Source organism: Altererythrobacter sp. BO-6 (genome assembly GCF_011047315.1).
Taxonomy (GTDB): domain Bacteria; phylum Pseudomonadota; class Alphaproteobacteria; order Sphingomonadales; family Sphingomonadaceae; genus Erythrobacter.
The window spans coordinates 443,053-469,441 of the sequence record NZ_CP049259.1 but is presented as its reverse complement, the minus strand read 5'-3'; the positions used below and the strand labels follow the sequence as shown (position 1 = coordinate 469,441).

At 64.7% G+C, this 26,389-nt stretch carries 26 protein-coding genes and 1 tRNA gene; 20 read left to right on the top strand and 7 right to left on the bottom strand.

The window, feature by feature from the left end; genetic code table 11:
* Nucleotides 1-29: 29 nt before the first annotated feature.
* Nucleotides 30-1,139, bottom strand: coding sequence for a 3-dehydroquinate synthase (gene aroB / locus G6N82_RS02285; protein ID WP_165193319.1), 1,110 nt, complete (start codon nucleotides 1,137-1,139; stop codon nucleotides 30-32).
* Complete coding sequence (locus tag G6N82_RS02280; RefSeq protein WP_165193317.1) at nucleotides 1,130-1,699, bottom strand: shikimate kinase; 570 nt, start codon at nucleotides 1,697-1,699, stop codon at nucleotides 1,130-1,132. Before G6N82_RS02280 ends, aroB begins: the two co-directional genes overlap by 10 nt.
* A 38-nt stretch (nucleotides 1,700-1,737) precedes the next feature.
* On the opposite strand from G6N82_RS02280, the gene G6N82_RS02275 reads away from it, so the two are divergent.
* The 5 genes from G6N82_RS02275 to G6N82_RS02255 all read left to right on the top strand — a co-directional run bounded on the left by G6N82_RS02275 (nucleotide 1,738) and on the right by G6N82_RS02255 (nucleotide 7,194).
* The gene (locus tag G6N82_RS02275) at nucleotides 1,738-1,935 is read left to right on the top strand and encodes a hypothetical protein (RefSeq protein ID WP_206520278.1); all 198 of its coding nucleotides are present in this window, start codon (nucleotides 1,738-1,740) and stop codon (nucleotides 1,933-1,935) included.
* Nucleotides 1,935-3,761, top strand: a complete 1,827-nt coding sequence (locus G6N82_RS02270; protein WP_165193313.1) for a hypothetical protein — start codon at nucleotides 1,935-1,937, stop codon at nucleotides 3,759-3,761. Before G6N82_RS02275 ends, G6N82_RS02270 begins: the two co-directional genes overlap by 1 nt.
* Complete coding sequence (locus G6N82_RS02265; RefSeq protein WP_165193311.1) at nucleotides 3,761-4,645, top strand: tyrosine recombinase; 885 nt, start codon at nucleotides 3,761-3,763, stop codon at nucleotides 4,643-4,645. Before G6N82_RS02270 ends, G6N82_RS02265 begins: the two co-directional genes overlap by 1 nt.
* 15 nt (nucleotides 4,646-4,660) lie before the next feature.
* Nucleotides 4,661-5,608 carry an acetyl-CoA carboxylase carboxyltransferase subunit alpha gene (locus tag G6N82_RS02260; protein ID WP_165193309.1) on the top strand — a complete coding sequence of 316 codons (948 nt, stop codon included), beginning with the start codon at nucleotides 4,661-4,663 and terminating at the stop codon, nucleotides 5,606-5,608.
* Nucleotides 5,609-5,715: 107 nt separating this feature from the next.
* Entirely contained in the window at nucleotides 5,716-7,194 is a 1,479-nt protein-coding gene (locus G6N82_RS02255) for a M48 family metalloprotease (protein WP_165193306.1), read from the top strand.
* Nucleotides 7,195-7,292: 98 nt separating this feature from the next.
* On the opposite strand, the gene G6N82_RS02250 is transcribed toward G6N82_RS02255, so the two are convergent.
* Nucleotides 7,293-7,508 carry a Flp family type IVb pilin gene (locus G6N82_RS02250; RefSeq protein WP_165193304.1) on the bottom strand — a complete coding sequence of 72 codons (216 nt, stop codon included), beginning with the start codon at nucleotides 7,506-7,508 and terminating at the stop codon, nucleotides 7,293-7,295.
* A gap of 120 nt (nucleotides 7,509-7,628) precedes the next feature.
* Nucleotides 7,629-7,820 carry a Flp family type IVb pilin gene (locus G6N82_RS02245; protein WP_165193302.1) on the bottom strand — a complete coding sequence of 64 codons (192 nt, stop codon included), beginning with the start codon at nucleotides 7,818-7,820 and terminating at the stop codon, nucleotides 7,629-7,631.
* An 81-nt stretch (nucleotides 7,821-7,901) separates the two neighbouring features.
* On the opposite strand from G6N82_RS02245, the gene G6N82_RS02240 reads away from it, so the two are divergent.
* Nucleotides 7,902-8,354 carry a (deoxy)nucleoside triphosphate pyrophosphohydrolase gene (locus G6N82_RS02240; protein WP_346773747.1) on the top strand — a complete coding sequence of 151 codons (453 nt, stop codon included), beginning with the start codon at nucleotides 7,902-7,904 and terminating at the stop codon, nucleotides 8,352-8,354.
* A 17-nt stretch (nucleotides 8,355-8,371) separates the two neighbouring features.
* A tRNA-Arg gene (locus tag G6N82_RS02235) sits at nucleotides 8,372-8,448 on the top strand.
* A gap of 43 nt (nucleotides 8,449-8,491) precedes the next feature.
* Here the strand turns inward: G6N82_RS02235 and G6N82_RS02230 are convergent.
* Nucleotides 8,492-8,890, bottom strand: coding sequence for a metallopeptidase family protein (locus tag G6N82_RS02230; protein ID WP_165193300.1), 399 nt, complete (start codon nucleotides 8,888-8,890; stop codon nucleotides 8,492-8,494).
* A 191-nt stretch (nucleotides 8,891-9,081) separates the two neighbouring features.
* On the opposite strand from G6N82_RS02230, the gene folE reads away from it, so the two are divergent.
* Complete coding sequence (gene folE, locus G6N82_RS02225; protein ID WP_165197877.1) at nucleotides 9,082-9,696, top strand: GTP cyclohydrolase I FolE; 615 nt, start codon at nucleotides 9,082-9,084, stop codon at nucleotides 9,694-9,696.
* On the opposite strand, the gene G6N82_RS02220 is transcribed toward folE, so the two are convergent.
* Nucleotides 9,690-10,661: a phosphatase PAP2 family protein gene (locus tag G6N82_RS02220; RefSeq protein WP_165193298.1), complete on the bottom strand. Its 972-nt coding sequence runs from the start codon at nucleotides 10,659-10,661 to the stop codon at nucleotides 9,690-9,692. The two genes, folE and G6N82_RS02220, sit on opposite strands and share 7 nt — an antisense overlap.
* 156 nt (nucleotides 10,662-10,817) lie before the next feature.
* Between G6N82_RS02220 and G6N82_RS02215 the strand changes: the two genes are divergently transcribed.
* From G6N82_RS02215 to G6N82_RS02200, 4 genes are all read left to right on the top strand, one after another.
* The gene (locus tag G6N82_RS02215; RefSeq protein ID WP_165193296.1) at nucleotides 10,818-11,123 is read left to right on the top strand and encodes an AraC family ligand binding domain-containing protein; all 306 of its coding nucleotides are present in this window, start codon (nucleotides 10,818-10,820) and stop codon (nucleotides 11,121-11,123) included.
* Nucleotides 11,056-11,643, top strand: coding sequence for an AraC family transcriptional regulator (locus tag G6N82_RS02210; RefSeq protein ID WP_165193294.1), 588 nt, complete (start codon nucleotides 11,056-11,058; stop codon nucleotides 11,641-11,643). The genes G6N82_RS02215 and G6N82_RS02210 overlap by 68 nt, the downstream gene beginning before the upstream one ends.
* A gap of 31 nt (nucleotides 11,644-11,674) precedes the next feature.
* Nucleotides 11,675-12,595, top strand: a complete 921-nt coding sequence (locus tag G6N82_RS02205; protein WP_165193292.1) for a CPBP family intramembrane glutamic endopeptidase — start codon at nucleotides 11,675-11,677, stop codon at nucleotides 12,593-12,595.
* Between the two features lie 70 nt (nucleotides 12,596-12,665).
* Entirely contained in the window at nucleotides 12,666-13,133 is a 468-nt protein-coding gene (locus G6N82_RS02200) for a hypothetical protein (protein WP_165193290.1), read from the top strand.
* A 65-nt stretch (nucleotides 13,134-13,198) separates the two neighbouring features.
* On the opposite strand, the gene G6N82_RS02195 is transcribed toward G6N82_RS02200, so the two are convergent.
* Entirely contained in the window at nucleotides 13,199-13,678 is a 480-nt protein-coding gene (locus G6N82_RS02195; RefSeq protein ID WP_165193288.1) for a peroxiredoxin, read from the bottom strand.
* A gap of 182 nt (nucleotides 13,679-13,860) precedes the next feature.
* Between G6N82_RS02195 and ahcY the strand changes: the two genes are divergently transcribed.
* The 8 genes from ahcY to addA all read left to right on the top strand — a co-directional run bounded on the left by ahcY (nucleotide 13,861) and on the right by addA (nucleotide 26,357).
* On the top strand, nucleotides 13,861-15,279 hold the full coding sequence (ahcY, locus tag G6N82_RS02190) for an adenosylhomocysteinase (protein ID WP_165193286.1): 1,419 nt from the start codon (nucleotides 13,861-13,863) through the stop codon (nucleotides 15,277-15,279).
* 100 nt (nucleotides 15,280-15,379) lie between these two features.
* Nucleotides 15,380-17,719 carry a PAS domain-containing sensor histidine kinase gene (locus G6N82_RS02185; protein WP_165193284.1) on the top strand — a complete coding sequence of 780 codons (2,340 nt, stop codon included), beginning with the start codon at nucleotides 15,380-15,382 and terminating at the stop codon, nucleotides 17,717-17,719.
* On the top strand, nucleotides 17,716-18,159 hold the full coding sequence (tsaE, locus tag G6N82_RS02180) for a tRNA (adenosine(37)-N6)-threonylcarbamoyltransferase complex ATPase subunit type 1 TsaE (protein WP_165193282.1): 444 nt from the start codon (nucleotides 17,716-17,718) through the stop codon (nucleotides 18,157-18,159). Before G6N82_RS02185 ends, tsaE begins: the two co-directional genes overlap by 4 nt.
* The gene (locus G6N82_RS02175; protein ID WP_165193279.1) at nucleotides 18,156-19,142 is read left to right on the top strand and encodes a phosphotransferase; all 987 of its coding nucleotides are present in this window, start codon (nucleotides 18,156-18,158) and stop codon (nucleotides 19,140-19,142) included. The genes tsaE and G6N82_RS02175 overlap by 4 nt, the downstream gene beginning before the upstream one ends.
* Nucleotides 19,139-19,855 (top strand): nucleotidyltransferase family protein, encoded by a 717-nt coding sequence (locus G6N82_RS02170; RefSeq protein WP_165193276.1) that lies wholly within the window; start codon nucleotides 19,139-19,141, stop codon nucleotides 19,853-19,855. The genes G6N82_RS02175 and G6N82_RS02170 overlap by 4 nt, the downstream gene beginning before the upstream one ends.
* On the top strand, nucleotides 19,848-21,785 hold the full coding sequence (locus G6N82_RS15275) for a hypothetical protein (RefSeq protein WP_346773746.1): 1,938 nt from the start codon (nucleotides 19,848-19,850) through the stop codon (nucleotides 21,783-21,785). Before G6N82_RS02170 ends, G6N82_RS15275 begins: the two co-directional genes overlap by 8 nt.
* Nucleotides 21,745-22,857 (top strand): PD-(D/E)XK nuclease family protein, encoded by a 1,113-nt coding sequence (locus G6N82_RS15270; protein ID WP_346773758.1) that lies wholly within the window; start codon nucleotides 21,745-21,747, stop codon nucleotides 22,855-22,857. The genes G6N82_RS15275 and G6N82_RS15270 overlap by 41 nt, the downstream gene beginning before the upstream one ends.
* Nucleotides 22,854-26,357 carry a double-strand break repair helicase AddA gene (gene addA, locus G6N82_RS02160; RefSeq protein WP_165193273.1) on the top strand — a complete coding sequence of 1,168 codons (3,504 nt, stop codon included), beginning with the start codon at nucleotides 22,854-22,856 and terminating at the stop codon, nucleotides 26,355-26,357. The genes G6N82_RS15270 and addA overlap by 4 nt, the downstream gene beginning before the upstream one ends.
* Nucleotides 26,358-26,389 lie beyond the last annotated feature (32 nt).

Genomic DNA, 26,389 nt, shown 5'->3' with positions numbered 1-26,389 from the left:
ACTTCCCTCCTGTCTGCGTTTGGCGTGATTTAGCTGCGCTGAAGCTCTTCGTCGAGGAAGCTCGCGACGTCATCCAGAGCTACGTCTTTCGCCAGAAATGCTGCACCGATGCTGCGCAGCAAAAGGAAGGGCAGGGTGCCTGCATCCATCTTCTTGTCATGCAGCATGTGATCGGCGAGTTTGCGCCCGTCGCAGTCCAGGCCAAGCTGCGCAATCTCGGACGGCAGGCCGACCGCTGCGATAGCTTGCGTAACGAGTTCCGCATCCTCCAAGCTGATCAGGCCGCGCCGCGCCGAATAGCGCGCGGCCAGCACCATGCCCAGCGCCACCCCTTCGCCGTGCAGCAGCCGGTCCGAAAAGCCGGTCTCCGCCTCCAGCGCGTGGCCAAAGGTGTGACCGAGGTTCAGCAGCGCGCGCGTGCCGCTGGTCTCGCGCTCGTCCTCGGCGACGATCCGCGCCTTGGCGGCAACGCTGGTGGCAACTGCGTATTCCAGCGCTTCAGGATCGCGCGCGAGCACCTTGGTGCCATTGTCCGCCAGCCAATCGAAAAACGCGCGGTCGCCCAGGATCCCGTATTTGATGACCTCGGCATATCCCGCGCGCATTTCGCGATCAGGCAAGGTGTCGAGCGCGGTCAGGTCTGCCAGCACCAGCGAGGGCTGGTGGAATGCCCCGATGAGGTTTTTGCCCGCGGCGGTGTTGATCGCGGTCTTGCCGCCCACGCTGGAATCGACCTGCGCCAGCAGTGTGGTGGGAATCTGCACGAAACCGCAGCCGCGCTTGACGATAGAGCAGGCAAATCCGGTCAGGTCGCCCACCACACCGCCGCCCAGCGCGAACACATGGTCGCCGCGTTCGACGCCCTGTTCCAGCAGCCAGTCGGTGAGCGCTTGCAGGCCCTGCCAGCTTTTCGAGCCTTCGCCAGATGGCACCTCGAACCATGCGACCTCGCGCCCGCCAGCCGCCAGCGCAGCCCCCAGCCGTGCGCCGTGATGCGCGCGGGCATTGGCATCGGCGACCACTGCAACCCTGGCCTTGCGCATGAACGCAGCAGCATGGCGCGCGGCATCGTCGAGCAGGTCGCGCCCGACCAGCACTTCATAGCTTCGGCCTGCCAGTTCGACCGGGATCACAGCCATGTATCGAGCGCCTCCAGTATCTTCGCCACCGTGGTTTCATGCGGGCCGGCGTCGCTCATGACATGGATCGGCGCCTCGGCATAGCAGGGCCTGCGCTCTTCATAGAGGCGGGTCAGGATTTCGCGCGGGTTGCCGGTTTTGAGGAGCGGGCGGTTGTTCTTGCGCGAGGTGCGTTCGACCAGCGTGTCGATCGCGCAATCGATCCACACCGCGATCGCCCGGTCGAGGATCAATGCGCGCGTTTCGGCATTGACGAAGGCCCCGCCGCCGGTCGCGATCACGCCGCTGTGCTCTTCGATCAGGCGGGCGATCACGCGGCGCTCGCCGTCGCGGAAATAAGGCTCGCCGAATTGCTCGAAAATTTCCGGAATGCTGCGCTGCGCCGCATTTTCGATTTCCTCGTCCGCATCGACGAAGTCGCGCCCGAGGATCGCCGCAAGCCGCCGCCCGACAGTCGATTTGCCGACACCCATCAGCCCCACCAGCACCAGCGGCCGATCAAGGCGCGATGCCAGCCGGGCAATCCGTTCCGGGCTGAGGGCAGGTCGATCTTCGGTCATTGCCCAGCGGCCTATAGATCGGCTAGTGGCCATGCAATATGGCAAGGAAGCGCAGCGCAATTCTTTCGATGGATGCCGGGCCGCCGTTGATGGGGCGGCGGGGGTCACGCAGGGCCAGCCGCATCTGGCTGTGGGGCGGGGCAATCGCCGTGCTTCTCGCGCTCGCCTGGTTTGACGGCGGGGAAGAACCGATCCGCGCCATTTCGCAGGAAATTCCCGTGCCGGAGGCGCGCTGATGGCACAATGGAAATGGCTGGCGGGCGCGGGCATCGCACTGACCGCGACGCTCACTTTTGCGCAGGATGCCCCCAGATCGCTGCTGCCACCGGGGTTTGACGACCCCGCACCCGCACCCGCGCAGCGCCCCGCACCTGCCCAGCCTGCGCCCGGAGCGGCTCCGGCGCCAGGTACGCCCGTGGTCCAGCCGCTGCCCGGGCAGTTGCCGGCGATGCCTGACCTGTCGGGTGTGGATCTCAGCTCGATTCCGTCGATAGAACAGCTTGAGGCAATGTCGCCCGAGGAACTCGACGAGTTGCTGGGGCTAAGGTCGAATTACGATATCCCGCCCGCCGCCCGCCGCGCGATGACCCGCGTCGGCGTGATTTCGGCCGAGGAAAACGGCCTGCCGTCAAGGTCGCTGGCGCGCCAACCGGCCGGGCTGGTCAAGGCCGTGCTGGAAGGGCTCGACGGGCCGGTGGTGTCGCGATGGGGGCACATCCTGCTCCGCCGCGCGCTGGCTAGTCGGTTGGCGACCCCGGAGGGGATGGACCCGGCGGAATTCGCCGGGCTGCGGGCGCGCGCGCTCAACCGCATGGGCGAATACGGCATTGCCCGGGCGCTAGTGCAGGATGTCGATGCGAACAACTGGAACGACGGGCTGCTCAATGCCGGGCTGGAAGCCTATCTCGCCACCACCGACGTGATCGGCACCTGTCCGGTCGTGCGACTGCGCGGACCTGACCGCGACGATGTGCAGTGGCAGATGCTGCGCGCGATCTGCAATTCCTATGCCGGGGAAGGCGTGCTCGGCGGCTCGCAGCTTGACCGGTTGTTGCGCACTGAAGCCGCTCCGGCGATCGATGTCCTGCTGGCCCAGCGCTTGGCCGGAGCCGCGGGGCGCGGGCGCCGTGCGGTCGATGTCGAATGGGACGAGGTTGAAGAACTCAGCCCCTGGCGATTTGCGCTGGCCAATGCGGTTGGCGAGGAAATTCCGGAAAACCTGCGCGAGCAAGTCACCCCTTATTATGAGCGGATCTGGGCCTTCACGCCTTCGGTGCCGCTTTCGTTGAGGGCGCAAGGCGCAGATCGCGCGGCCCGTGAAGGGATCTTCTCGTCTCGCGCGATGGTCGACCTCTACGGCCAGATTTTCGCTATGGAAGGCATGACTGGCGACCCGACCGACGTCGCGACCCAGCTGCGCGAAGCCTATGTCGGGTCCGATCCGCAGGCGCGGCTTGGGGCGATGCGTGCGATCTGGGGTGGCGACACCGCGGGTGATTACGGGCGCTATGTTCTCACCGCCTATGCGGCAGCCCGTATGCCGGCCTCGGCAGACTACGCCGACGCTGCCCCTGCGCTGCTGGCCTCCATGCTGACCGCTGGGCTCGACCGAGACGCCAACGCGTGGGCCAGCGTGGTCGAACCGGGCAGCGATGGCTGGGCGCTGGTCGCTCTAGCCCGGGCAGGGGGCGCACGGCCCGTGCCGCGCGATGCAGTGGATGCTTTCATCGATGACGACGGCAGCAGCGACTATCGCCGTTCGAAACTGCTGCTGGCCGGGCTGGCAGGTCTCGGGCGGATCGCACCCGACGATCTCGGCGATTTTGCCGGTCGGGTGGAGCTCGATCTCAACCGCGAAACGCGCTGGTCACGCACCATTTCACGCGCCGCTGCGGTGGAAAACCGCGCGCTCGTTGCGCTCCTCGCCGGTCTCGGCATGCAGGGTGAGGGCTGGCAGCGGATGACCCCGCGTCATCTCTACCACATCGTCTCGGCGCTGCGCCGGGTCGGGCTGGAGGCCGAAGCGCGCATGATCGCGGCGGAGGCGATCGCGCGCGGCTGATGGGCGCGGCGACACAGGCTTTTCTCGAAATGCTGGCGGCAGAGCGCGGCGCGGCGTCTAACACGCTGGCGGCTTATCGCCGTGACCTTGAGGGCGCAGAAGAGCTGATCGGCGACCTGGCAGAGGCGAGCCGCGAAGATGTCGCACGCCTTGCCGCCGCATGGGCAGATCTTGCGCCAGCTACGGTGGCGCGAAAGGGCTCTGCGCTGCGGCAGTTCTTCGGCTTTGCGGTCGACGAAGGCTGGCGGCGCGACGATCCATCGCGCGCCTTGCCGAGCCCGCGCACGCGGCGCCCTTTGCCCAAGATCCTGTCGCATGCGGATGTCGAGCGGTTGTTCGGTCGGGCGGAACTGGAGGCCCAAAGCGGGAAACCCGCTGCGATTCGCCAGCTGGCCCTGCTCGAACTGCTCTATGGTTCGGGCCTGCGCGCCAGCGAGCTCGTGTCGTTGCCTTTGTCTGCCGTGCCGCGTGACGCGCCGCTGCTGACCGTGATTGGCAAGGGCGGGCAGGCGCGGATGGTGCCGGTGAGCGAGCGGGCGCGCGAGGCGCTGGCGCGGTGGCTGGCCGTACGCAGCGACGCGGGCGATGCGAAGTCGCGCTACCTCTTTCCCTCGCGCAACAAGCACCTGACGCGGGTTCGGCTGTTCCAGCTGCTGAAAGAGCTCGCCTTGCGCGCCGGGCTCGATCCGGCCGGGATCAGCCCGCATGTGCTGCGCCATGCCTTTGCCACGCACCTGCTGGAGGGCGGGGCAGACCTGCGGGTGCTGCAAACCTTGCTGGGCCACGCCGACATTTCCACCACGCAGATCTACACCCACGTCGATGCCGCGCGGCTCGTCGCGCTGGTCAATGCACGGCATCCCCTTGCCCGCGGCGCCAGTTGAGACTAGCGGGGCTGGATGATTTCCTATCTCGATTTCGAGAAGCCTGTCGCCAAGCTGGAAGAGCGGATCGCGGAATTGCGTGCCGCGGCCGAGGGTGACGAGGTCGATATCGCCGCCGAGCTCAAGCGGCTCGAGCAGAAAAGCCGCGACTTGCTGGCCAGCACCTATGCCTCGCTGACGCCGTGGCAAAAGACCCAGGTGGCCCGCCACCCGCAGCGCCCGCATTTCCGGGACTATGTGGCGCACGCCTTTGACGAATTCGTGCCGCTGGGCGGAGATCGCTATTACGGTGAGGACGAAGCGATCCTGGGCGGCTTTGCGCGGCTCAAGGGCCGCCGGGTCGTTCTGATCGGGCATGAGAAGGGCCATGACACCGAAAGCCGCCTGCGGCACAATTTCGGCATGGGCAAGCCGGAGGGCTATCGCAAGGCGATCCGCCTGATGGAACTAGCCGGTCGCTTTGGCCTGCCGGTAGTCACGCTGGTCGATACATCGGGCGCGTTTCCCGGCGTCGAGGCCGAAGAGCGCGGGCAGGCAGAAGCCATCGCCCGTTCGACCGAGGCGTGCCTCGCGCTGCCGGTACCGATGGTCGCCACGATCGTGGGTGAAGGCGGATCGGGCGGCGCGGTGGCGCTGGCCAGCGCAGAGCGCGTGCTGATGCTGGAACATGCGGTCTATTCGGTGATCTCCCCCGAAGGCTGCGCCTCGATCCTGTGGCGCACAGCGGAAAAAGCACCCGACGCGGCAGAAGCGATGAAGGTTACCGCGCAGCATTTGAAGCGGCTCAAGGTGATCGACCGGATCGTGAAGGAGCCGGTCGGCGGGGCGCACCGCGCGCCAGAAGCCACGGCCCGCAGCCTGGGCAATGCCATCGCCGAAGAGCTTGAGAAGCTGGTCAAGCTACCCGTCGACGATCTGCGCAGGATGCGCGAAGACCGTTTCCTGCAGATCGGCGCATCCTGACCGCAATTTCCCGGTATTTGTGAACCCCTTGCAGCATCGCCGCTGATCGGCGATGCTATGGCTTACGGCGCGGGTGGGGCGTCTCGACACGAAACCGGAGAGACATCATGGCTTTTTCGAGCAGATCGCTGGCACTTGCAACCGCCGCACCCCTGGCGCTTGCGTTGACCGGGTGCATGGGAGGCGGTGCTATCCCCAGCGCATCAACCCCGATTACCCAGTCGGAAGCACAGCAGGGGGCAGAGCTGCACCCGCAATTACTGGCCGAATTCGGCGGCGCGATGAGCGGCGCTCAGGCCGCCTATGTCGAACAAGTCGGCAAGAATATTGCCGTGCAGTCGGGCCTTGGCAATGCGCGCGACAGTTTCACGGTTTCGCTGCTGAACAGCTCGGTCAACAATGCTTTCGCGATCCCCGGTGGCTATGTCTACACCACGCGCCAGCTGGTTGGCCTGATGAACAACGAGGCGGAACTGGCCGCAGTGATGGGCCATGAAGTGGCGCATGTGGCTGCACGCCATTCGCAGCGGCGGCAGCAGAAAGCGACGCAGAATTCGCTGCTCGGCGGACTCGGTGCGATCCTGTCCGGCGTGCTGCTTGGTAATAGCGAGATCGGCAATGTGCTGAGCCGCGGTTTCCTGCAAGGTTCGCAGCTGCTGACGCTGAAATTTTCGCGCAGCCAGGAATTGCAGGCGGACGATCTGGGCATCCAGTACCTGACCAAGGCGGGATACGATCCGCGCGCGATGGGCACGGTGCTGTCGAGCCTGGCTTCGCAAAATGCGCTGGACGCGCGATTGCTGGGGGCAGGCGATGCCCGCCCGCCGGTGTGGGCCTCAACGCACCCCGATCCGGCCAGCCGCGTGCAGACCGCGCTGACCAAGGCGCAGGGGTTGCCGGGCACCGTGCTCAACCGCGACACCTTCCTGACCCGGATCGACGGGCTGGTCTATGGAGACGACCCGTCACAGGGTATCGTTGAGGGGCGCGAGTTCATTCATCCCGAATTGCGCCTCAGTTTCACCGCGCCGCAGGGCTTTTACATGATGAACGGCTCGCGCGCGGTCAGCATCAACGGCCAGTCGGGCAAAGGGCAACTGACGCTGGCGCCCTATAATGGCGACTTGCAGGCCTATGTGCGCCAGCAATTCGCGGCGCTGGGCGGCCAGCAGCAACAGCTTGCGCCGCAAACGCTCGAGCGGACGACCGTGAACGGGATTCCGGCCGCCTACGGCACGGCGCGGGTCAACAATGGCAGCAGCCAGGTGGATGTGGTTGTGTTCGCGTATGAATTCGCGAAGGATCGGGCCTATCATTTCGTTACGGTCACACCGGCTGGAGGGGCCAGGACGTTCGATTCGATGTTCCGGTCGATGCGGCGAATCAGCGCGAGCGAGGCGGCGGCCGTCATTCCGCGGCGAATCGATGTGGTAACGGTCCAGCGCGGCGAAAGCGTTGCGTCGCTCGCACGGCGGATGGCGTTTACCGATGCGCAGGAAGAACGGTTCCGGGTGCTCAACGGGCTTGGCGCAAGCGAGCAAGTCCAGGCCGGGCAAAAGGTAAAGCTGGTGGTGCGGGCGCGCTAGAATGCCTTGAGGCATCAGCGCGGCGAAATTTTTGCGTTGGGCAAAAGAAAAGCGGCGGGGAAATCCCCGCCGCTCTCTTTGCCGTAATCGCTAGACGATTAAGGAGCCGGAGCCGGAGCCGGAGCCGGAGCCGGAGCGGCACCGCCGCCTGCGCCAGCCATTTCGTCCGACACGCGAGTGAACGTGCCCGAGAGGTTGCCGCCGAGGCTCTGCAGAGCGCCGATAGCAGCAACTGCAATCAGAGCAGCGATCAGGCCGTATTCGATGGCGGTGGCGCCCTGCTCGTCACGGAGCAGCTTGTTGATGAACTTCATGTGTAGTCTCCTGGTTTCAGTCTTCGGTACCCGTGCCCGCCAGCCAAAGACCGAACGGACGATTTGCAGTGATAAGGGCAAGCTGTTGAAAAATTCCTAATTCGGGACCTTTCAAAATGGTTACGGCGTTCCCCCCATCACACCCGTGATCTTGTTTGATACTTTCGCATAAAGACCGTCGTTTTCGTCCGCTACTGCGCCGAAAGCGCCGATCGATGCGATAACAATCAAGCTCGCGATCAGGCCGTATTCGATTGCGGTTGCCCCGGAATTGTCGGTTCCGATACGCTTAAGGATATCCGGCAATTTCATGGACAAATTCCGTCTGTTGCGTCCTGATACGATCAATTTGCGCGCGCACGGGTTAAGAAAAGGTTGAAGGGAGCGAATAGGTTGGAAAGAAATCCGACATGGATGCTGGTGGTGGCCGCTGCACTGACGGATGGCTTCGGCCGGTGGCTGATGCACCGGCGCCCCTTCGCCAAGCAGCATGGCGGGTTGTGGGAGTTTCCGGGCGGGAAGGTGGAAGTATCGGAAAAACCGACAGAATCACTGGTTCGCGAACTTCAGGAAGAACTCGGCATCATAGTGAATGGTAGCGAACTGGCGCCGCTGATCTTTGCGCAGAGCGAGGCGGAAACGAGCCAGAATTCGATTGTCATACTGCTTTACAGAATCGAGGCATGGCAGGGGGAGCCGCAGGCGCTGGAAGGCGAGGGGATTGGCTGGTTCACCCCGGACGAGGTTATGGAACTGGACAAGCCGCCGCTTGATGTCGAACTCGCTGCCCGCCTGTTTGCAAAAGAGGCCGGATTGGGGATTGCCAAGCCGGGCAAGGCCCCCTAAATGGCGCCCCCTAGCGCGCACCCGTAGCTCAGCTGGATAGAGCACCAGACTACGAATCTGGGGGTCGGACGTTCGAATCGTTCCGGGTGCGCCATCAAAAGGCCATCTCTCGTAAAGAGGGGTGGTCTTTTGTGTTGCTAGTCTTCCGCGCTGTCCTCGATCATGTGCATGTCGTCGTCGGAAAAACCGAAGTGATGGCCCGCCTCATGCACCACCACATGGTGCACCAGCTCGGCCAGGCCCACCCCGGTTTCATACATTTCGGCCAGCAGTGGCTGGCGAAACAGGCTGATCATCGGCGGCATCTCGCCCGATTGCCAGATCGACGAATCGGGCAAGGGGTGGCCCTCATACAGCCCGCTCAGCTCCCAGCGGCTGGCAATCCCGACCGAATCGAGCTGCTCGCGGCTGGCAAATTCCTCGATTCGCAGGACGACATTGGCCAGCGGCTCGCGGAACTGCTGCGGCATGGTCGCCAGCGCCTGGCGGGCAAGCCGTTCGAATTCCTGCGGCGAAGGTCCGATGTGCTCACGCATTCGGAAGATATGGGGGCAGGGCCGAACAGAGCAAGTGTTGCGCCGCGTGGAACGGATTGGCGCAATCGCAGTTATGAAAGCGGGATTAACCCAGATCGCAAGCCGCGCTTGCAACTCGAACCGGCGAATTGGCGCGGCATGGGGCGGCGCAGACGGCCGGTTCTCAAGCGAAAGCCATAGCCATGAACTATATGAACGTGCATGATCATGACGAGTTCGATCCGGAGAATCCCTTGAACAAACCCGATGTGCCCGAAGATGTGCAGGATGCGATCCGCACGCTGATCCGCTGGTCGGGCGATGACCCGGAACGCGAAGGCCTGCGCGACACGCCCAAGCGCGTGGGGCGCGCGTGGCTTGAATACTGCCAGGGCTATCAGGAGGATCCGGCGATCCACCTCAGCCGCGTGTTCGAGGAAGTGGGCGGCTATGACGAGATCGTCCTGCTCAAGGATATTCCGTTCCAGAGCCATTGCGAACACCACATGGCGCCGATCACCGGCAAGGCGGCGATCGCCTATCTGCCCGACAAGCACGTTGTCGGCATTTCCAAGCTCGCCCGCGTGCTGCACGGCTATGCCCGCCGGTTGCAGATCCAGGAGCGGCTGACCGCCGAGGTTGCGCAGTGCATCTGGGACAATCTCGAGCCCAAGGGCGTCGCGGTGGTGATCGAGGCGCAGCATGGCTGCATGACCGGCCGCGGCGTGCGCACGCCCGGCGTGGGCATGATCACGTCACGCCTGCACGGCTGCTTCCTTGACGATCATCGCAGCCGTGAGGAAGTGCTCAAGCTGATGGGTTACTGAGCGGCGGCTTTGCCGTGGGTCAGGCGGTTGGCCAGCATTGCGCAGCCCAGCCAGATCGCGGCCCCGCCAACCAGGTCGATCACGTAATGCCCGCCGATCGGGATGGTCGAGAAGATCGTCGCGCCCGTGAGGGCTACCGCCAGCCAGCGTAGCGGCGTCAGCCACAGCGCCTGGGCGATCAGCAGCGCCAGCACGGTGTGGAACGAGGGGAAGGTGACCACGCCGTTCATGCTGTCGAGGGTGAACAGCGGGTCGGTTCCCTCATAAAGCGCACGGAATGTCTCGCTGTGATAGATGCCTGCGCCCGCGGGCAGTCCGTTGCCTTGAAGCCCGTACAAGCCGAAATGCTTCATCGCGCCCCAGGCCGGCATCAGGATCGAAACGAAAGCGACGATCTGCATGGAGAAGGCGACCGTCGCCACCAGTTCCCAGACCTTGGCGAAATGGCTGCGGATGATGAACCACAGGATCAATGCAGCCAGGATCAGGTGCGAGGCATTGTAGATTACGCCCAGCGCATCGATCAGCCAGGGCATGCCGACGCTCCATTGGACGATGGCGTCAACGTGAATGCCGAAGCTGGCGTCGATCGCGGCCAGCATCGGATCGCTGAGCGGCATTCGCAAGCGCAGGCCGCCGTTTGACAGGACGCCGCAGGCCAGCAGCGCCAGCGTGGCGACGCCCACAACCGCAGCGGCGTGCGCCAGCCGCTTGTCGTCATAGCGCTTGTAGCAGAAGGCGGAGAGGCCCAGCATCGCCACGGCGAGCACGATGAACGGCTGGAAGTCGCCCCACGCGAGCTGAAGGCCGGTTTGCGCGAAGACCACAGCGCTGGCGAGGGCGGACAGGGCAAGGAAGGCCAGCAACGCTACTGCCAGCGCAACCGGGCGCGGGCGGACTTGCGGCGTTCCAGCTCCGCCGTCTTGCAGGATGAAGTCACGCAGGGAGAGCGGAGCGGTGTTCATTTTCAACGCTCTAGCTGCGATTGGTTAATAGGCCTTTTCCATCGATGCGAAGTATTGGGCGGCGGTTTGGGCCCGGAAAACATGCAAAAAGTCCCGAGCGAAAAATTCGAGTTTGCATGATTTGCCTTCCTGCTTTTTGCGCCCAATATGATGTTGATGAGATCTGCAGCGCATTCCTCGAACCCTTCGCTTTCAGCCGAGTCGTTCGAGCCAGTCGAGCGCGTCACCAACCGGCTCGTCGGGGCGGCGTTTTCGCCGCATCGCCACGATACCTACACCGTCGCTGTGACCATGGCCGGGGTGCAGACATTCAACTATCGCGGGGAGATGCGGTATTCATTGCCGGGCCAGGTGCTGATTCTTCACCCCGACGAATTGCATGATGGGCACTGCCATGACGAGATCCGGCTTCAGCTATTGGGCGGCCTATATTCCGCCAACACATGTCCAGGCAGTGCTTGAGGGCGTGGAACTGCCGTTTATCGCCAATGGAGTCTCGACGGATCCTTCCTTGATCGCGGCAGCCTGCACCATGGTTATCGACTGTGCGGGCGTCGAGGATCCCGGAGCTTATGAAGACGCGCTCTACGATCTGGCGCAAGCCATGAACGACGTGGCTGGCAGGGAGGCAAAGGTAAGGATCGCCAACCGAACAGCGGTGATGAGGGCGCAGGATTATCTCGAAACCGCTGTCGTTGTAGGCGCGCGACTGGAGGACCTTGAACAGGTTTCCGGTTGTGACCGGTGGCAGCTTTCGCGCGATTTCCGGACACTGTTAGGCACCAGTCCCTATCGCTATTTACAGCACCGCCGGGTCGATCTCGCCAAACGCCTCATGCGTGAGGGCGCAACGTTGGCCGATGCCGCTCATGGCGCCGGTTTTGCGGATCAGAGCCATTTCGGGCGCACATTCCGCAAGGCTGTTGGTCTCACGCCGAAGGAGTGGCTTCGTTCGGACTTGTTCCGCACGATCGTTCTATAGCTGTCTTCGGCGGGCGGTTAGCTCGCAACGCATGAAACAGATGATCTTTTCCGACGAGCCGGCCAGAGGCTGGATTGCGCCGAGTATCGCCGCCCCCTTTATCTGCATCTTGCTTGTTGCAATCAGCCTCCTGCCGACCGATTTCCTGCTCGAAGGTCTCGGCTTTACCGACGCGAATGGTTCGCCGAAGGGGACCATGGGGCTGTTCCTCATCCTGGCATCGTTCATCGCCATGGGGATGGCGATATTTGCCTGGGTGCGCTGGGTCGAAAAGCGAAGTCTCGAAAGCATCGGCCTTCGCGGGGAACAAGGGTTCAAGAAATTCCTGGTCGGGCTCGCAGTGGGCATTGGCTTCATGGGCGCGATCGTGGCTGCGATAGCCCTTTCCGGCGGGTATCGAGTCGGTGACCTGTTCCCTGCCTTCGCCAGCCCGGCTGCGCTCGGCTGGATCATCCTGTTGCTCGCCGGCTTCACCCTGCAAGCGAGCATCGAGGAAATCGCCTTTCGCGGCTGGTTGTTTTCGACCATCATGCGGCGCTGGAATGTGCCCGCCGCCTACATATTGACGGGGGCTGCTTTCACTTTTCTTCACTTCTCGCCCGGAAAGCCGCTGTTGCCGCTGGCGATGACATTCGTCTTTTCGATTTTCGCCTGCGCCTGGGTGCAGCGTTCGAATTCGGTCTGGGGGGTGATGGGCTGGCACACCGGCTGGAACTGGTTCGGCGCGACCGGCTTCGATGTGCCGATTACGGGTCTGGATAGCGGTCTGCCTGCGCTGTTGGTGAAAATGGTGCCTGTCGGGCCTGCCTGGCTTACGGGTGCGGGCGAGGGGCCGGAAGGGAGCGTGTTTACCGTTGCCTTGTTGACGGTTGCTGGCCTGGTCCTTCTTTGGCTTGCAAGGTCGCGCGAACAGGACGGGATCGACCCGTCTCCTTCCGGGCAACAACCGTAGTCGCGTCGCACCTTAGAAACAGACATCGCCGCGCTTTCCTACATCGCCGAAACCTGCTCCATCCTGCCAGATGGCGAAGCGTACGAAACGCACATCCCCGCATAAACTCCGCCGCCGTCCGCCGTTCTTCCATCCGGCGCCCTCGCGCGCGCGGCGTGACGGGTGGAGCGAGGCGCGGCAATGCCACTTCCTCACGCAGCTCTATCTCACCGGTTCGGTCGGCGCGGCGGCGCGCGCTGTGGGCATGTCGCGGGCGAGCGCCTATCGCCTGCGCGAGCGGGCGGGGGGAGAGGATTTCGCCTTCGCCTGGGATAGCGTGCTGACACCGCCCGGCACGGGCCGGATCGCGCGCCCAAGGCGCGATTGGCGGAAGGTGACAAATCTGGAGCTGGTGCGGCGGATCAAGAGCGGGCTGGTCCAGCCGGTGATCTATCGCGGGCGGATGACGGCAATCCGCCGAAAGCCTTGCAATTCCGTGCTTTTCCGGCTGTTGCGGCGCACCGGTGCTGTGCCAAAAAGCAACGGGGCGAGCCTGTGAGGCCCGCCCCGCCAATGTTTTGCAAAATACCCCTTTCGGCGTTCCACCGCGGGGCTTTTCCAGGCTTAAAGCTGGCCGAGCATGTGCTCCGCGCTCGAGACCGAGAAATCGCCCGGTGCCTCGACGTTGAGTTCCTTCACCACGCCGTCTTCGACCACCATCGAGAAGCGCTGGCCGCGCTTGCCCATGCCAAAGCCCGAACCGTCCATGGTCAGGCCCACGGCTTCGGCGAAGTCGCCATTGCCGTCAGCCAGCATGGTGATGTCATCGCTGCCGGCGGCCTTGTTCCAGGCGCCCATGACGAACGCGTCATTTACGGCGGTGGCGACGATTTCGTCCACGCCCTTGGCCTTCAGCTCTGCCGCCTTGTCGACATAACCGGGCAGGTGGCGGGCCGAACAGGTCGGGGTAAAGGCCCCCGGGACCGAAAAAAGCGCCACTTTCTTGCCAGCGAAATATTCCGCCGAGCTGACCGGCTGCGGGCCTTCGGCCGTTGCCTTGACCAGCTTGACGTCAGGAAGCTTGTCACCCACCGAAATTGCCATTTTGTAATATCCTTTCGTGATCCCGTCCGAGTGCGCCCGATATAGAGCTTGTGCGCCGCTCCGCAACAACTCAGCATATAAAGATTCTTTTATATTTGCTTCGCGCGGGTCGCTTCGCTAGAGGCTCGGCCACGCTTTTACCCCGCGCATCGCTGGCCGGTGCGCCTTGCATTCTCAGGAGTTTGTCCGTGGCTGAAGCTGCCCAGGATTACATCATCAAGGATATTGCGCTGGCCGAATTTGGCCGCGACGAGATCGAGATCGCCGAAACCGAAATGCCGGGCCTCATGGCTTTGCGCGAGGAATATGGCGCGGCGCAGCCGCTCAAGGGCGCGCGGATCACTGGCTCGCTCCACATGACGATCCAGACCGCGGTGCTGATCGAAACGCTGGTGGCGCTGGGTGCGGAAGTGCGCTGGGCGACCTGCAACATCTTCTCGACGCAGGATCACGCGGCGGCGGCGATCGCGGCGCAGGGCATTCCGGTGTTCGCGATCAAGGGCGAAAGCCTGGCGGATTACTGGGACTATGTCGGCCGCATCTTCGACTGGGCGACCGATTCCGACCCTGACCTGACCGCCAACATGATCCTCGACGATGGCGGCGATGCCACCATGTTCGCGCTGTGGGGCGCGCGCATCGAAGCGGGCGAGTCCATGCCCGATCCGGGCAATGCCGAGGAAATCGAATTCCAGCGCGCGCTGAAGGCCTTCGTGAAGGCGCGGCCGGGCTATCTCACCCGTACCGTGAAGAACATCAAGGGCGTGTCGGAGGAGACCACCACCGGCGTGATGCGGCTGTACCAGATCGCCAAGCAGGGCAAGCTGCCGTTCCCCGCGATCAATGTGAACGACAGCGTGACCAAGTCGAAGTTCGATAACCTCTACGGCTGCAAGGAATCGCTGGTCGACGCGATCCGCCGCGCAACCGACGTGATGCTGGCGGGCAAGGTCGCCTGTGTCGCGGGCTATGGCGACGTGGGCAAGGGCTCGGCCGCATCGCTGCGTGACGGCGGGGCGCGCGTGATGGTGACGGAGATCGACCCGATCTGCGCGCTTCAGGCGGCGATGGACGGCTTTGAAGTCGTCTCGATGGAGGAAGCGGCCAAGCGCGCCGATATCTTCGTGACCGCGACCGGCAATGAAGACGTGATCACCGGCGAGCACATGAAGGCGATGAAGAACATGGCCATAGTCTGCAACATCGGCCACTTCGACAGCGAGATCCAGATCAGCGCGCTCGACAATTACGAGTGGAAGCAGATCAAGGAAGGCACCGACAAGGTCACTTTCCCCGATGGCAAGTCGATCCTGGTGCTGGCCAAGGGCCGGCTGGTGAACCTGGGCTGTGCCACCGGCCACCCCAGCTTCGTGATGTCGAGCAGCTTTACCAACCAGACGCTGGCGCAGATCGAACTGTTCACCAAGTCGGACGAGTATGACAACCAGGTCTATGTCCTGCCCAAGCATCTCGACGAGAAGGTGGCCGCGCTGCACCTCGAAAAGCTGGGCGTGCAGCTGACCAGGCTGAGCCAGAAGCAGGCCGAATACATCGGCGTATCGGTGGAAGGGCCGTTCAAGCCGGACCATTACCGCTACTGAGCGGTCGGCTCATCCCGATTATCCGGAAAGCCCCCGCTTTCAGGGGGCTTTTCTTTTGTCGGGCGTTGCATCCGGCCCGTGCCGCGCATAGCTGGGGACGATGGATTTCTCGCCGACATCGCTGGCGCTGATTGGCCTGGTGCTTGCCGCCTGGACGGTAGCGGCTGCCTTGCTGATGGTGCGGTCGGCGCGCCGGTCGCAGCGGCATGAAGCGATGCGGCGTTCGCTGGCCCGTGTGAACGGCATGCTTGATGAAGCGCCGGCCATTCCCATGCTGGTGCGCGCCGACGGGCGGATTGAGGTGCATGACCGGCTGGCAGGCTGGCTGGGCTTGGCGAGCCCGCCGCAATTCCTGAGCGAGCTTGCCGGGGGTGACGGCTCCGGCATCACGCAGGGTCAGCTGGCGCAGCTTTCCGAAGCGGTGCGGCGCACGCAGAAAACCGCTGCGCCATTCCGCATTTCGATCAGCGTGCCTGAGAGCGGGCGCAGCTTCGCCTTTCGCGGCACGCTGGCCGATGCGCGGATCGCCCCGGGCGGGGCGGCGCTGGTGTGGATCTTCGATTTCAGCGAAAGCGAAGGCGAACTCGCGCGCCTGCGGGAGGAAGCTGCCCAGGCGAGGGGTGATTTCAGTGCGCTGGTCGGCCTGATCGAAGCTGCACCGATCCCGATGTGGTTCCGCGGGCGCGATGCGCGGCTGCGGCTTGTAAATCGTGCCTATGTTGCCGCCGTCGATGCCGATAGCGCCGACGACGTGGTGGCGAAGCAGATCGAGCTGCTCGAACCTGAAAAAGGGCAATCTGCGGGTGACATCGCCATGCTGGCTGCCGAACGCGGCGAAGTGATGGAACGCACCGTGCCGACGACGATCGACGGATCGCGCCGCCAGATGAAGGTCAGCGACCTGCCGATCGGCGACGAAGGAATCGCGGGCTACGCGATCGACATCGAGGAAATGGAGCAGCAGGCGCGCGAATTCCGTGCCTTTCGCCAGGCCCAGCGCGCGATGCTGGACCAGCTTTCCGTGGGTGTGGCGCAGTTCGAAGCCAATCAGAAGCTTGTCTTTGCCAATCGTCCGTTCCTGCGCCTGTTCGACTTGCCCTTCGGTATCGTCGGTGATGCAATCCCGTTCGAACGCTTCCTCAGCGATGCGCGGGAAAAGCGCCGCACGCCCGAAGTGCGCGATTTCCCGCTTTGGCGGCGCGAGCATATCGCCTGGTTCAGCGCCAGCGAAGCGCAGGAGGAGGCATGGCCACTGCCCGGCGGCACGCATCTGCGGATTGTGGCCCAGCCGATGCCCGATGGCGGGCTGGTGTTGTTTGCGGAAGACCAGACCGAGCAGCTGGCGCTTTCGGCAACGCGCGACACCTTGCTGCGCACCCGCACAGCCATGCTCGACAGCCTGTTCGAAGCGCTGGCGGTGTTCGCGCCCGATGGATCGCTGCAATTGTGGAACCGCAGCTTTGCCGGAACCTGGGGTCTCGAACCCGAACTGCTCGACAACCATCCACCCGCTGACGGTTTGCTGGCTGCGATCGCGCCCAATCTCGCAGAACCCAATCAGGCAGGTGCGATTGGCGAGATCATTCGCGCCGCCACGCTTGACCGGCGCGAAAAAGGCGGGCGGGTCGAACTGGCCGATGGGCGAACGCTGGAATTTGCCGGCATCCCGCTGCCCGATGGCAATGGCCTGCTGACGGTGCTGGACATCACGGACTCGCAAATGGCCGAGGCCGCGCTGCGCGAACGCAACATTGCACTGGAAGAGGCGGACGCGGTGAAGGCCCGCTTCCTGGCCAATATGTCCTATGAATTCCGCACGCCGCTGACCTCGATTGGCGGGTTTGCCGAGCTGATCCAAAGCGGTGCCGCAGGGCCGGTAAGCGACCAGATGAAGGAATATGTCGACGCGATCCTGGCCTCGGTCGGCCGGCTGACCGAGCAGGTGGAGAACGTGCTCGACCTGTCGCAAAGCGAGGCAGGGCTGCTGCCGATTTCCAAACAGCGGCTGGAGATGCTGTCCTTCGTCACGGAGATCGTGCGCGAGCGCGAAGAAGCGATCAAGCAAGCAGGCCTCACGCTGGACCTGCGCGGTAACCCCGGCGGGGCGATCGATGCCGACAAACGCCAGCTGGGGCGGGCGATCGGCCAACTGCTCGACAACGCGATTGCGGCCACCGGCAAGGGCGGCAAAATCCTGGTCGATATCGCGCGCACCCGCGAAGGCGCTCGCATCGTCGTGTCGGACAACGGCCCCGGCATGAGCAAGCAGGACTTGCTTCGCGTGCAGGAAGGGGTGCGGATCCAGCCCGGAGCCAAGGTCGAGCCGCGCCAGGGGCTCGGCATTCCGCTGGCGCGGCAGCTGGTCGAGGCGCACGGCGGCACGCTGACGCTGGAAAGCCGCAAGGGCGTGGGAACGACCGCGTTGATCCTGCTGCCGTGATCGTCGATCTGCCCGATCTTGCTGCCATGGGCGCATTTGGCGCGCGCATCGCTGCGCAGCTGCGGGCGGGCGATGTGGTCGCACTTTCAGGCGATCTGGGTGCGGGCAAGACCACCTTGTCACGTGCTATCCTCAAAGCGCTCGGCCATGTCGGCGAGGTGCCGTCACCCACCTTTACCATTATCGAGACCTACACCGCGCCGCCGCTGCGGATCCCGGTTGTCCATGCCGATTTTTATCGGCTCGATGATCCGGCCGAGCTGCGCGAATTGGGCCTGGACGATTATCGCGAAGGCGCAGCGTTGCTCGCCGAATGGCCCGACAAGGCCGGGGGCTTTAAGCATGAACCGGCCTGCCTTGCGGTAACGCTGGAATCTGTGGGGCAGGGCCGAAGGGCGATTGTCGAGGGCGGGGCCGATTGGCTAGGGCGCATGCCATGAGCGAACTTCCTGCTGGACTGGTTGAATTTCTCGAAAGCGCGGGCTGGGGCGGGGCGGCGATCGACCCGATCCCGGGCGATGCATCGTTCCGGCGCTATTTCCGTGTCCGTCACGGTGCGAGGCAAGCCATGCTGATGCATGCGCCGCCACCGCATGAGGACCCGGCGCCGTTCCTGCTCGTTGCCCAGTGGCTCACCAATAACGGCATGCGCGCGCCTGAAATCTACGCCCAGAACCCGCGCGAGGGCTGGGTCCTGACCGAGGATTTCGGCAATGACCGGATGCGCGACTGGCTCGATGACAATCCCGATGCCGAAGTGAGCGCCTATGCGGGCGCAATCGATGCTCTGGTCGCGCTGCATCGGCTCGATCCGGGGCCATTCTCGCCTTACGATCTGGCCGCGTACCAGCGCGAGGCGGCGCTGCTGACCGAATGGTATTGCCCCGCGGTGGGGCTGTCGGTGGACGAAGAGGGATATCGCGCCGCTTGGGACGAGGTGCTTTCGCCCATGCTTGCCCGCCAGCAGCCGGGCGTGACAGTGCTCCGCGACTACCACGCCGAAAACATCATGCTGTTGGGCGATCCACGCGAGGGTGCGCCTCAGGGATTGATCGATTTCCAGGATGCACTGGTGGGCCACGCCGCTTATGACCTCGTCTCCTTGCTGCAGGATGCGCGGCGCGACGTAGCGCCCGAACTGGAGCGGGCAATGCTTGACCGGTACATTGCCGCTTGCGCACCGGGCCCGGAATTCGAGGCGGATTACGCGCGGCTTGGCGCGCAGCGCAATGCCAAGATCGTCGGTATCTTCACCCGGCTTTACAAGCGCGACGGCAAACCACGCTATCTCGAGCTGATCCCGCGCGTATGGGCGCTGATGGAGCGCGACCTGGCGCATCCGGCGCTGGCACCGGTGGCGCGCTGGTTCGACGCGAACATTCCCGATGAATTGCGAGCGAGCGGCGGAGGCACGATCGCATGAGCGATCTCGCGAGCGATACCGCAATGGTGCTCGCGGCGGGCCTCGGCAAGCGGATGCGCCCGCTCACCGCTAGCCAGCCCAAGCCGATGGTGCGGGTGGGGGGGAAGCCGCTGATCGATCACGCGCTCGACCGGCTTGTCGCGGCGGGTGTGGCCCGCGCGGTGGTCAACGTGCATTACCTGGCGGGCGCGCTGGAAGCGCATCTGCGCGAGCGCAAGGCCCCTGCGATCACGATATCGGACGAACGCGCGCAGCTGCTCGAAACGGGTGGCGGGATGGTGAAGGCTCTGCCGCACCTGCCCGATCCGTTTTTCTCGCTCAATGCCGACAACATCTGGCTCGACGGGCCGCGCAACGCCTTCCATGACCTGTCGCTGATGTGGGATGCGGAGCGGATGGATGCGCTGCTATTGTTGGTGCCGCATGCGCGGGCGATGAACTTCAGCGGGCCCGGCGATTTCCATATGGATGCGCTGGGGCGGCTGAGCCGCCGCAAGCCGGGGCGGATTGCACCCTTTATCTACACCGGCATCCAGCTGGTCTCGCACCGCCTGATGCGCGATGCGCCGGAAGGCCCCTTCTCGACCAATGTCCTGTGGAACCGCGCGATCGAGGAAGGCCGGCTGTTCGGCACATCCTTTACCGGGCAATGGTTCGAAGTCGGCACTCCGGAAGCGATCGCGCCGACCGAAGAAGCGCTGCGGCGTGGGTGAACGGGGCAAGCCCGAGATCTATTCCATCGCCGCGCATCGCGGGTTTGCCGATGCGCTGGTGGCGGGCCTGGTGCCGCGCTACGCCGATGCGGAGTTCGGCCTTGCCAAGCTGACGCTGCTGCTCCCATCGAGCCGTGCGGCGCGCAGCGTGAGCGAGGCCTTTATCCGCCACGCGGGGGAAACGGGTACTCCCGGGCTGCTGATGCCGCGCATGGTGACGGTGGGCGATGTCGATCTCGACGAAAGCCTTGGCAGCGTGCTCGATCCGCTCGGTGCCAATGACATTCCGCCTGCGGCCGACCCGACCCGCCGCTGGCTGGAACTCGCGGCTATCGTGCAAGATGCGCTGACGGTAGAAGGGAAGCCGGCGCCGGCCAAACCGGCATTGCTGCGGATGGCCCGCGAGCTGGGCAGCACGATGGACCGGCTGCTGGCCGAACAGGTTGAATTCGCGGATCTGCTGAGCGACCGGGTCACCGGCGCCAATGCCGACCTCGCCAAGCATTGGCAGGACAGCACCCGGCTGTTCGCGATCGTATTGGCGCAGTGGCAAGCGCGCCTTGCCGAGCGGGGCGAAGTCGATCTTGCGACCCGCCGCAATCTGCTGTTCGAGCACGCGGTGAAACGCTGGCGGGAGGATTCACCTGTAACGCCGATTGTCGCGGCCGGGGTGACCAGTGCCGCGCCCGCGCTCGCGCGCTTGCTGCGCGTCATTTCCGAATTGCCGCAAGGGGCAGTGATCCTGCCCGATCTCGACCTGACGATGGACGATGCGACCTGGCAGGAACTGGGCCGCGCCGGCCAGCCGCCAGAGCCGGGCGCGCCGGCTTTCACCCGGAGCGAAGCCGCCACCCATCCACAATACCATCTCAAGCTGCTGCTTAACCGCATGGGCGTGGCGCGCGGCGAGGTTCGCCCGTGGCACCGCAAGGGGATGAGCGCGGCGCCGCCCGAGCGCAGCCATGCGATCTCCTCGCTGTTCCTGCCGCCAGAAGCGAGCAAGGTGTGGGCTTCGCTCGATGCATCAAAGCGACGGCTGTCCGATGTTTGCATGTTGACTGCGGCGACGAGCGAGGAAGAGGCACAAGCGATCGCCGTGCTGATTCGCCAGGCGATCGAAGTGCCTGAGCGGCGCGTCGCGCTGGTTACGCCCGATCGCGCGCTGGCGCGGCGCGTGGTGCAGCATCTCGGGCGCTGGCACATCGTGGCTGACGATACGGCGGGGCGCCCGCTGTCGCTGACGGCGGCGGGGCGGTTGCTGCTGGAGCTGGCGGAACTGGCGAGCGAAGGGCTGGCGCCGGTGCAACTTGTCGCCGCGCTTGGCCACCCGCTCGTGCGGCGCGGCGAGGAGCGGCGAGCATGGCTCGAAGCGCTGCGGGCATTCGAGCGCGAGCTGCGCGGCCCGCGCCCGGCGCCTGGGCAGGGGGCGCTCCGTACCATCGCCCGCAAGGCTGGGGTTGAGCCGTGGTGGCTGGGCGTTGAAGCACTACTTGCGCCGCTATTGGAGTTGCCGGACGCTGAGGTGCCGCTCGCCGACGCGATCTATGCGCTGGCAACGTTGGGTGAGGCGCTCGCGGGCGAAGGCCTATGGGCGCAGGAAGACGGGCGCGCGCTGGCGCGGCTGGTCGAGGATTTGCGCCTGCATGCGCGCGCCACCGAAACGCGCATCGAACTCGCGGACCTACATCCGATCCTGCGCGACGCGATGGAGCAGGTGGCGGTGCGGCCGCCTTATGGCGGGCATCCGCGCGTGGCGATCTACGGCCTGCTCGAGATCCCGCATGACCCGCGCGGACCTGGTGATCTGCGGCGGGCTGAACGAAGGGACCTGGCCACAGGTGCTGGCGGCAGAACCGCTGCTGGCTCCGGCGATCCTGCGCGCGCTGGGCATGCCGGGGCCGGAATTCCGCATCGGCCTTGCCGCGCATGACCTGGCGAGCGCGCTGGGCGCGCCCGAAGTAGTGCTGACCCGCGCGATCCGCGACATGGACGGGCCGACCATCCCCTCGCGCTTCCTGCTGCGAGTGCAAGCGCTGCTGGGCGAGAATGCGAAGGACCATGAGGAGCGCGAGGCACCGCAGCTCGCGGCGCAACTTGACCGGCAGGCTGAACAGGGCGAGGCCTATCCGCGCCCCGAACCCTGCCCCGATGCCAGCCTGCGCGATGTGCCGATCAAGGTGACCGGGCTCGACCGGTTGCTGGGTGATCCCTACCAGTTCTACGCGCAGGAAATCCTCAGGCTGCGCAAGCTTGACCCGCTCGCTGCCGATCCGGACAAGGATTTTGCCTGGAAGGGCACGCAGGTGCATGCAATCCTGCAGCGCTGGCACGAGGCGCAGCTGCAAGGTGAAGATCCGGACATTCGGGCCGTCGCCGAGGCGTTCCTGCGCGAAGCCAATATCCACCCGCTGATGTGGGGCCTGTGGCGCCCGCGCATCCTTGAGGGGCTGGCGTGGGTGGCAGAAGAGATTGCACAGAGGCCGGACCGACGGTTGATCGCGGTCGAGCGAAAGGGCGAGATGACGTTCGACGGGGTCAAGGTCTATGGCCGGGCAGACCGGATCGACCGGATGCCGGACGGAACGCTGGCGATTGTCGATTACAAGACGAATGATCCACCCTCCGCCAAAAAAGTGGAAAAGGGCTTTGCGCTGCAGATGGGAACGATGGGCCTGATCGCGCGCGACGGTAAGTTCGGTGACATATCCGGCGAGACTACAAAGTACGAATACTGGTCGCTCGCCAAAGCTGATGGAGATTTTGGTTACATCGCGACGCCGTGGAAGGACGGAGGCAAGAGAACTGGAATCGATCCCGAAGATTTCCTGCCGGAGCATGAGCGCTTCCTGCAAAAGGCAATCGGCAAGTTCATCAAGGGCACCGATCCCTTCACCGCCAAGCTCAACCCCGCCTATCCCGGCTACACCGATTATGACCAGCTGATGCGGCTCGACGAGTGGCAGATCCAGCTGGCCGATACCGACGGGGAGGGCGAAGCGTGAGCAGCGGCGAAGTCTATCCGCTGGTCGGCAACCAGCAGGGCGCAGCCGACCCTGAGGAAAGCGTGTGGCTGTCTGCATCGGCGGGCACGGGCAAGACGCAGGTGATCTCCGCGCGAGTGCTGCGCTTGCTGCTGCGCCCCGATGTCCAGCCCGAACAGATCCTGTGCCTGACCTTTACCAAGGCGGGCGCGGCGGAAATGGCGGTGCGCATCAATGCTGTGCTGGCGCGCTGGGTGCGGATCGATGAGGGGCGTCTCGGAAAGGAGCTGATCCACCTCGGCGCATCCAACGATCACGAAACCCGGGCTCGCGCGCGCACCCTGTTCGCCAGCGTGCTCGATTGCTCGGGCGGGGGCCTCAGGATCGATACGATCCACGCGTTTTCGCAGTGGCTGCTGGCCAATTTCCCCGAGGAAGCGGGCCTGATGCCGGGCATGCGGCCGATGGAGGATCGCGAACGGCATTTGCTTTCGCGGCAGGTGCTTGGTGACATGCTGGTCGAGGCCGAACAGGCGGGCGACCGGGCCACGCTCGAAGCGGTCGAGCGCTTCACCATCGCCAAGGGTGCGGACGCGCTGCAGGCATGGCTGATGCGCTGCGCCAAGGCGCGCGAGCTGTGGTTTGGAAGGCGGGGATGGCAGCCGCCGATGGCGCCGCAGGTGAAGCAGTTGCTGGGTATTCCAAGCGATGCCAGCGAAGCCCACCTCGCCGAGATGTGCGACAATTACACCTTCGATACGGCGAGCCTGCTGCGCTGCCAGCAAACCTTGTCGGCGTGGGACACAGCAACGGGTCGCGAAGGAAGTGCCGCAATCGAGGTATGGTTGGCGCGCGATCCGCTGGAACGTGCACGCACGATTGATGAGCTATATGACGGGCTATTCACCAAGACGACCGATGCGCCGAAGCAGCTTAAAAACATCCTCAAGCGCGATCCCGAATACGGGATCTATATTGACAAGGTTCAGGAAAACATTCGCCTCATCCGCGACTTCCGGACGCTCCTCGAACTCGCTGACTTCCTCACCCCGGCGCTGGAGCTGGGCCGCGCCTTCGCGCTGCGATGGGACGAAGCCAAGGCGCGCGAAGGCCTGCTCGACTTCGACGATCTGATCGAACGCGCCGCCAGCCTGCTCAAGGAACAGGTCGCGGGCGACTGGATCCGCTTCAAGCTCGATCGCCAGTTCGATCATATCCTGGTCGACGAGGCGCAGGACACGAACGAAGCGCAATGGCGCATTATCGACGCGCTGATCGACGATTTCTTCGCCGGCGAAGGGGCGGCCGGCGACAAGGTCCGCACGATCTTCACCGTTGGCGACACCAAGCAGGCGATCTTCGGCTTCCAAGGCACGAGCCCGGAAAACTTCCAAAGGGCGAAGGAGCGGGTGGCGGCGGCGATGGACGCAGCGAACGCCAATGCTGCTGCCGCTCGGATCAATCGCCGCCAGCGCGAGTTGCGAGACCTCGACCTCGGCCAGTCGTTCCGCACCGCCATTCCCGTGCTGGAATTCGTCGACCGCGCGATTGCAGCGATCGGTCCGGGGGACATGGGGCTGACCGACGGGCACCACCCGCATGTAGGGCAGGACCGGCCTGGCCTCGTCACGCTGTGGAACCCGGTGCATGACGAGCGCGGGCAGGAAGGCGATGACCCGGAAGAAGAGGGGCAGGAAAACTGGCTCGCCCGGCATGACCGCAAACTGGCGGAGAAAATCGCCACGCAGGTCGCGCGCTGGACCAAGGGGGCAGAACCATTCGCCTTGCAGAAAGGCACGCATCGCAACGCCCGTCCGGGTGACATCATGGTGCTGGTGCGCAGCCGCAAGGAGCTGGCCGGGCTGATCGTTGCACGGCTTCATGCCAAGGGCGTGCCCGTCGCGGGGGTCGACCGGCTGCGGCTGGGAGAGCCGCTGGCGGTGAAGGACCTGATGTCGGCACTGCGCTTTGCAGTGCAGCCGCTTGACGATCTGGAACTGGCGAACCTGCTGTCCTCGCCGCTGGTAGGGTGGTCGCAAGATGATCTGCTGGCACATGTCCCGCGCGCGAAGGGCAAGCGGCTGTGGCATCATCTGCGCGAGCACGCCGATCCCTTCGTGCAGGCGACGGTCGCCCGGCTGCGCGAGTTGTTGGCGCTGGCCGATTTCGAAACGCCGCAGGCTTTGCTGCAATGGCTGCTGGTGGGGCCATGGCAGGGTCGGGCGAAGCTGGTCGCGCGCCTGGGGCGCGAGGCCAACGATCCGATCGACGAATTGCTCAATGCTGCGTTCGGCTATGAAGCGAGCCATACCGCCAGCCTCGCCGGCTTCATACAGTGGTTCGACGCGGGCGAGGGCGAGCTTAAGCGCGACCCGGATGACGCGCCTGACCTGGTGCGGGTGATGACCGTGCACGGCTCCAAGGGCCTGCAGGCGCCGATCGTGATCCTGGCCGATGCCACCAGCGCACCGGGCAAGGTGCGCGATGTCGAGCTGGCGGAACAAGCCGCCGGGCAAGACTTGGACGATGCGCGCAAGGTGCCGATGCCGTCGCTGGGCAAGGAGATGCAGATCGGGCGCGTGGCCGATGCTTACGAAGCGGCCAAGGAAGCCGAATTGCAGGAGCATTGGCGGCTGCTCTATGTCGCGATGACCCGCGCGGAAGAGGCACTGTTCATCGGGGGTTCGCTCGGCCCCAAGGCCAGGAACGGCCCGCATGAAGACAGCTGGTACGCGCGGCTTGCCCCGCTGTTTGGCGAGAATGCGCTGGGAGACGATCTATGGCGCGCGCGGCGCGAATGGGGTGAACGGGCACCGCCGGTTGCGGCTCAAACGGAAGCCATAACGCCTGAAAAACTGGCAGAGCCCGCCTGGCTGCGCCGCCCGATCGGGCCGGAGCCTCGCCCACCGCGGCCGCTTGCGCCATCGTCTGCGGGTGAAGAGCAGGGCAGCGATCCGCCGTTGCCGCCGGAGGTGGCACGCGAAGCCGCGCGGCGCGGCGTACTGATCCATGCCCTGCTGGAACGCTTGCCCGATCTTGCGCCTTCAGATCGCCCAGCGGCCGCAGCGCGCTGGCTTGAGCGGCAGGCGCGCGAGCTTGACGAAGCAGCGCGGCAGGAAATTGCGGCACGGGCGCTCGAGGTGCTGGCGCAGCCCGATCTGGCCGAGGTGTTCAGCCATGCCTCGCTGGCCGAGGTCCCGCTCGCAGCGACGGTTGACGGCGTCGTCATCGCCGGAATCGCTGACCGGTTGCTTGTCACCCCTGAGCAGGTGACCGTGGTCGATTACAAGACTGCGCGGCGCCCGCCCGCCCGGCTGGAAGACATCCCCGAATCCACGCTGCGGCAGATGGCGGCCTATGTCGCCGCGCTGGAAGTGATATATCCCGGGCGCACGGTGCGCGCCGCAATCGTCTACACCCAGACGCCGCAGATTTTCGAATTGCCGCAGGAACTTGTCGGGTTACACAAAAACGCCTTCCAATCCGCGCAGCAAAGCTATGCGACATCACCCGTTGAGTGACGCGCAAAACACCCTAACTAGGACCCAACGAA